A 5,969-nucleotide genomic window follows, 5' to 3' on the forward strand; every position below is an offset into this window, starting at 1 on the left:
ATACGTCACCCCGATCGAAACCCGGGCCCTGACGGCACAAGCTCTCACCCCCGCGGCATAACCACCCGCTGTCCATGCCCAGGGGGGAACTTCAGTCCCAGTAGAACTGAGCGCCTGCGTGATCGGCACGAAGGGCTTGTGCACCTACGGCTGTGCACTCATCACCGCCGACGAGGGCCAGCACGAGTTCCTCGTTCGCCGCAGCATCGACGACAGCGAACCTCCTGTCCGAAGTCCGGAGGGGACTCGGTCGTGTAGGCCGTCCGGAGGCATTCGGATGGTGATCCGAATGATCACCACGGACGATGGTGCTCGAGTCCCGGCGCAGCACCAGTCTCCTGGTCCGCTGTGGGAAATCGGATGCTCCGCGACGCCACCGCGAGGTGTGTTGCAGGAAGCAAGCCGGCAGGGGCTCGCCGGACGGCGCTCCACCCGTGCAGTGCCCCAGTGACGTTCGAAGGAGACACCTCTTGGGTTCAGTTGGCGTACTGCGGTGCCGACCGGCGGGACCGTGCACCGACGGGCTCGGGTGCGATTCCGTCGCGGTTACCATCGGCGCGGCCGGCACTCCCGCATCGGCCTGCGGCCTCGGGAGCTGACCACGTGAGGCTTCCCCTCTGGTCCGGCGTCGGCAGCCGTCTGCGGGAGTTGCTGGTACCGACGAGCAACAGGCGGTCACCGGCAACCGTGGTATTGATCCTGGTGGTTCTGCTTCTGACGGGGCTGCCGCTGGGCTGGCTCGGCTTCGAAGACCTCGTCGGTGCCCTGACCTACGCGGGTCGCATCACCGGTGCCATCCTCATCCTGGTCTCGTTCACCACACTGGTGGGTGCCGTCGCGGCCTGGGACCACTGGTTCCGAAACCGTATTCCCTACTCGGGCACGGTCGCGCTGATCGGCGCGGTCGCGGCATTCTTGACCAACGCCGCGCTTTTGCTCATGACGTTCAAGGACGTCGATTCCACGGCCTACCGGGTGCTGTGGTGCCTGATCACGGTGGGTTGCGCCTGGGCTGTCTTCGTGGTGTGGCGGACATCCGTCGAGATCCCCGCTCCGAAGCGGGTGGCCGCGGCGGTGATCGCCACCGGGCTCATCGCACTGGCGAACTTCGGCTACGAGCGTCTCTACCAGCCGTCCCAGCACGGCGCCAGACCCCTCATCACGATCACCGTGGGAAAGCCTGTGCTGAGGCAGGACCACAAGGCGTTCGCGTTGCCGGTCGACATCAAGGCCGAGAACCGCAGCGATGTGGGCTTCTACGTGCTCGGCACCGAGTTCCACGCCATGGGGGAACGAGTGTGGATGAGCCCGACAGACCGGAAGCGCGAGCAGTGGCGCGACGATGCCGAGAAGTGGCAGACGTTCCAGGAGATGCACCCGCTCTCCCGCCGGGAGATCCAGCAGCCCGGCGAGCTGGTGGCAGCGCAGCCATGGGCGCCCGCCGGGCACTGGATCGAGCCGGGTGACACGTTCGTCAGCCAGACGGTCGTGCAACTGCCCATGGACACGCCGTACGACCAGTTGGCGTTCTACGCCAACGGAAGCTTCGCACGCAAGGACAGACTTGGCCTGTCGCAGATGCAACTGACCGGGTACTCCTGGAGCGACGGCCAGGTGCCCGGCTGGGTGAAGGCGACGAAGGGCGTCGACAACGTCGTCTACCGCGGCCGGGTGTACGAGAACAATTCGATCGCCGCGCATACCAGGGACATCCGCTATGTCACCGTCTATTGGCAATTTGGTGTGCATGGCGCAAACCTGCTGCAAACCATCAGGCGAAACGGCGAGGAAAACCGCATCAACAGCGAATCGGAAGACCGTGAGTTGGAGAGCCGGTACGGCATCGTCGACTCCAGGCAGGGCCCGATCGAACGGACCCTGTGGGATGTCAAGGGCCGGCAGTGACGGGCATGAGCGTGCGGGAGCGCTGGTCCGATCGCTCTAGCCACACCACCAGGGCGAGAGAGCTGTTCATACGATCCCAGGAGTACGAGTCCCCGATGCCGAGCTGCGCCTCCCGCACCGCCCGGCACAGCGTCTCGATGTCGAACATCTCCGCGATCAGCGGATGCCGTGCAGAGCGGCAGAGGTCGACGAGTTCGTCGCCGTGTGTCCGCAAGCCGCGGGCGTAGAGCTCGTCGAAGGGGACCTTGACCGTTCGGCCGAGTATCCGGGGCGGGAGCAGATCCGCCATGGCCTCGCGCAGGACCGCCTTCGGGCGGCCCGGACGGAACGTGGCTTCGGCCGGGAGACGGCGCATCGTGGCGACGACCTCCGGGTCGAGGAAAGGATGCGAGAGGAAGAACCCGTCCTGCCGTGCGCGGCGCCAGGAGAGCGGGTCCGGAGCGGCGATGTAGTTGGCCGCGTCGTAAAGGGACTGTTCCGGCTGGCGTCCGAACACGAAGCGGCTCTCCGCGACACTGGCCTCACGGTAGCCGTGAGCCCGCGCGAATCCGGATCGCAGCCATCGGGGGCGGGCGAAGTTGCCGAGACCGCCGAGCACCGTTCCGCGGCGGCGGACGAGCGCGGTGAGCCGTTCGGCGGCCAGCGGCAGAGTCGGCTGCACCACGCAGGCGGAGACGACGTCCCGCAAGCCCCGCTCGCCGCCCGTGGCCCAGGCACGTGCCTGCTTCGTCATCTGCCGGAGCTGTCCTGTGCGGGCCAGCCTGTGCAAGTGAAGTGGGTTGGCGTCGGCAATCGGATCGGCCCCGCAGCCGGTCAGGAGGGTGTCACAGTCCAGTTCCGCCGCGGCGGCATGGAGCCTGCTCCAGAACGGGGCGCGGAAGGCGTGCGCATGAGGCTCGTCCGCGTCCCCCGCGTGGTGCCGAAAGTCGTCGAAGTCGGCCATGTCATCGACATCGATCATCATCGGGTGGGCCGCGGGCACATGACGACGGATCGCTTCCATCGCCTCGTCGAGGTAAGGCTGTTCCTCGGCCAGTTCTCCTCTGCCGAAGCGTCCGGCAAGGAGGACCAGGTCTCCAGGGCGGTCCTGGCCCGCGGCCAGCAGATGTGCTGCGAGCAACGCGACGCTGGTGGAGTCGGTGCCGCCGGAGACATGGCACGCCGTCGTCCTGCCCATACGGCGCCCGACAGCGTTCTCCAACGCGAGGCGTAGATCCTTCGCGGCGCCGCTGAAGCGGGGCCCGTCTGCCCCGGGCACCGACAGGTCGTCCGCCTCACGGACGTGTTGCGGCACCCGACCGCGCATCTGCCCCGTTACCGAAAGTTCCACCACCTCGCCGCCGAGTATCCGGTGCACCCCGGCGAAAGGGGTGAGTTCCGAGTGGGGTTGCGCCGTGTTCCCGGTCAGGTAACGGCAGAAGTAGCGACGTTCCAGTTCCGCTCCGCTGCCCAGGCTGCGCGCTGAGGTACTCACCGCGGTCACACGGCCGCCGGACTCCCTGAAGAACAGGGGGATACGTGCTTGCTCGTCCCGCATGAGCACGATGCGGTCGCGGTACACCAGGACAGCCGCGTAGTCGCCGGTCGGCAGACGCGACGCGACTCCCGGCCGGCTGAAATCGTCGAGCAGCCGACGCGCACCCGCCATGCGGTCCCGCATCGAGCCGACCCAGCCGGCGACCACCGCGGTTCCGTGCTGCGAGGAGACCGTCGTCACGAGCCCTTGGTCGGCCATGGCCCCAGCTGCCGAGAGCTTCGGTGTGCTACCGGCCCAGTCGAGGCGGAGTGCTTGCACGTCACTGGCCTCCGCCGTTGATCGAGAGAACTGCAGTGAACGCGTGCCCGCGCGGATCGGCGTCGGGGATGCACACGTCGGCCGAAGCCGTCCAGGCGTGCAAGGCGAACGGGTGCTCGCGCGCGCCTACGTGGAGGACGGCCTTCAGACCGCGCCGACGCAGCAGGACAAAAGCTGTCACGGCCTCGGCCTTGCAGTCGTCGTTGACGAACCAGCTTCTGCGGCCGTGCCAGTGCACCGCCCGCTTCAGCGAGGCGACGTCTTCCGCGGAAGCGGGATCTGCTCTGGTATATTCCGGGGCCACCAGCGACAGGAGCCGGAGGACGCGCCCGAATCCGACGGTCCGGATCAGCAGATGTACTCCGCGCAGCCAAAGCCCGACCTCGACGTTGGAATGCTCTTTTTGGCGGTCAGCTGCGCAACGGGCACGAATAAGATCGGTGACGAGCTCGGCGCGTTCCGTGGAGCTTTCATCGGCGAACTTCTGGATGTCCGTCGTCGCCATTCCAAGAAAACGCGTCCGCTTCCAGTCCGCGATCAGCGCTCCGCCGGACGTGCGTGTGACCCGGCAATGTGGTGACAGGATCCGCTCCATAGCCACCAAGGCATCGGTGTCGCCTGCCACCGCACATCCTCCAATGTCGCCTGCCGCGGCGACTCTGAGTCGGACTCGGTTCGACTCGTGGACGGTGTTTCAGCCAAGATATCCGTGACCGTCGTAGTGGCTGCCGCTGAAGCCCCGGATCAGACGGCCGTTGCCGATAAAGACAAGCCCACGCGGCATACGACGCCGCAGCAGTCGGGCAAACATGGCTTACCTCCTGGTCGGGTATCGTCGGGTAATTTCAGGCTACTCTGCGAGGAATACCCTGCAACCGGACCGCCGGTGCCCGCGCCGCGCGGCACAGTAACCACGACGTCGGTGGCGGAGGGAAAAGATGCCGGAACCACGGACAAGGCAGTCCTGCGAATCACCCGTAGATGTGACCCACTTATCCATCGACTGGAAATGCCGGTCGACACCGTGCTTCTCGACGAGATCCTCCCGGGCGAGGACGGTGGCTGCGTGCACGAAATCGCACCGACCGACGCGAATGTTACGGGCCGCTGCCAGGACCTGGAGGCGGTTTGGGGCGACACGTCCTGACGGGTGTTGAGCGCCGAGTGGGCGGCCTCCACAAGTGCACCACGCTCCTGTGGGTTCCAGAACTCGGCCATGAGCGATGACCTGCTTCTCTACGCCACTCCTTCGTACTTGTTGATAGGGCCTCAGAGAATCGGCCGGCGCTTGATCCGCTCGTGAGAGAGGTCGGTGATGGGGTGGTCGGGCCGGGGTGGTTGAAGTTGGCGTCCGTGGTGAGGGCTTCGCCGGTTGTAGTGCTGGGCGTATTCGTTCAGCGCGGTGCGTAGGTGGCGCTGGCTGGAGAGGAACATCCGGTCGGTGACCTCGGAGCGGATGGTGGGCACGAACCTCTCCGCATACGCATTCGTTTGAGGGCACCGCGGAGGGATCTTCACGACCTTGATGTCCTCGCTGGCGAGGACCATGTCGAACGACTCGCTGAACTGGCTGGCCCGGTCGCGTCCGAGGAAGGTGAACTCGGATGCTCGGTGGCCGAGGTCCATCAGAAGACTCCGGGCCTGGTGTGTGGTCCACTACCCGTCCGAGTGGCTGGTCACTCCGAGGATGTGCACGTAGCGGGTTTCGACCTCGAGCGCGAAGAATACATACAGTCGGCGCAGGGAGACCACACAGTCCACATGGAAGAAGTCGACGGCGGGCATGGTCGAGGCCTGGGTGCGTAGGAACGGCCGCCACGTCGTATCGGTCTGCCATTCCGGTTGAGGGGCCTCGCGTTTTCCGGACGGGCTTCTGACCGTTTATTTCACGCGGCGATTCGCAACTCTTCGTACTCGGCATGGACTTCGCGCGGAGGGCGGTAACCCACCGCCGAGTGGAGGCGTTTGCGATTGTACCAGAATTCGATGTAGCGAGTGATGTCCTGCCGGGCGGCCTCACGGGTCAGGTAAGTCACCCTTGATACGCGCTCGTTCTTCAGGGCGCCGAAGAATGATTCGGCCATGGCGTTGTCGAAACAGATCCCGGTGCGGCCGGCAGATCTGCGGAGCCCGAAGCGTTCTAGCGCCCTCCCGAACTCGGCTGACATGTAGTTACCAGGTTCAACCAGTGGATGCAACACCGGCTTATTTCATCGATAGTAGATGGTCGTTGAGGGCTTCGGCGGGTGTCTTCCAACCGAGGCTCTTC

General features: G+C 65.7%; 7 protein-coding genes. 2 read left to right on the forward strand and 5 right to left on the reverse strand.

Annotated features, from left to right (window positions below; translation table 11 throughout):
- Window positions 1–603: 603 nt before the first annotated feature.
- On the forward strand, window positions 604–1,905 hold the full coding sequence (locus ACZ67T_RS46015) for a hypothetical protein (RefSeq protein ID WP_469993025.1): 1,302 nt from the start codon (window positions 604–606) through the stop codon (window positions 1,903–1,905).
- Here ACZ67T_RS46015 and ACZ67T_RS46020 read toward each other — a convergent pair.
- Window positions 1,889–3,700 (reverse strand): asparagine synthase-related protein, encoded by a 1,812-nt coding sequence (locus ACZ67T_RS46020; protein WP_469993016.1) that lies wholly within the window; start codon window positions 3,698–3,700, stop codon window positions 1,889–1,891. The two genes, ACZ67T_RS46015 and ACZ67T_RS46020, sit on opposite strands and share 17 nt — an antisense overlap.
- A 1-nt stretch (window position 3,701) precedes the next feature.
- A complete protein-coding gene (locus ACZ67T_RS46025; protein ID WP_469993017.1) occupies window positions 3,702–4,325 on the reverse strand; it encodes a lasso peptide biosynthesis B2 protein in 624 nt (207 codons plus the stop codon).
- 84 nt (window positions 4,326–4,409) lie between these two features.
- Between ACZ67T_RS46025 and ACZ67T_RS46030 the strand changes: the two genes are divergently transcribed.
- Complete coding sequence (locus ACZ67T_RS46030; protein WP_469993019.1) at window positions 4,410–4,847, forward strand: hypothetical protein; 438 nt, start codon at window positions 4,410–4,412, stop codon at window positions 4,845–4,847.
- 122 nt (window positions 4,848–4,969) lie between these two features.
- Here ACZ67T_RS46030 and ACZ67T_RS46035 read toward each other — a convergent pair whose 3' ends face one another.
- The 3 genes from ACZ67T_RS46035 to ACZ67T_RS46045 all read right to left on the reverse strand — a co-directional run bounded on the left by ACZ67T_RS46035 (window position 4,970) and on the right by ACZ67T_RS46045 (window position 5,868).
- Window positions 4,970–5,326 (reverse strand): integrase core domain-containing protein, encoded by a 357-nt coding sequence (locus tag ACZ67T_RS46035; RefSeq protein WP_469993020.1) that lies wholly within the window; start codon window positions 5,324–5,326, stop codon window positions 4,970–4,972.
- A gap of 30 nt (window positions 5,327–5,356) precedes the next feature.
- Window positions 5,357–5,485 (reverse strand): hypothetical protein, encoded by a 129-nt coding sequence (locus ACZ67T_RS46040; protein ID WP_469993022.1) that lies wholly within the window; start codon window positions 5,483–5,485, stop codon window positions 5,357–5,359.
- A gap of 101 nt (window positions 5,486–5,586) precedes the next feature.
- Complete coding sequence (locus ACZ67T_RS46045) at window positions 5,587–5,868, reverse strand: integrase core domain-containing protein (protein WP_469993024.1); 282 nt, start codon at window positions 5,866–5,868, stop codon at window positions 5,587–5,589.
- Window positions 5,869–5,969: the final 101 nt, after the last annotated feature.

Source organism: Streptomyces sp. NPDC107517, assembly GCF_055582645.1.

Bases quoted from the DNA above. Each gene is read 5' to 3' on its own strand.
- ACZ67T_RS46035 (WP_469993020.1), bottom strand. From the start codon at position 5,326: ATGGACCTCGGCCACCGAGCATCCGAGTTCACCTTCCTCGGACGCGAC.
- ACZ67T_RS46040 (WP_469993022.1), bottom strand. From the start codon at position 5,485: ATGCCCGCCGTCGACTTCTTCCATGTGGACTGTGTGGTCTCCCTGCGC.
- ACZ67T_RS46045 (WP_469993024.1), bottom strand. From the start codon at position 5,868: ATGTCAGCCGAGTTCGGGAGGGCGCTAGAACGCTTCGGGCTCCGCAGA.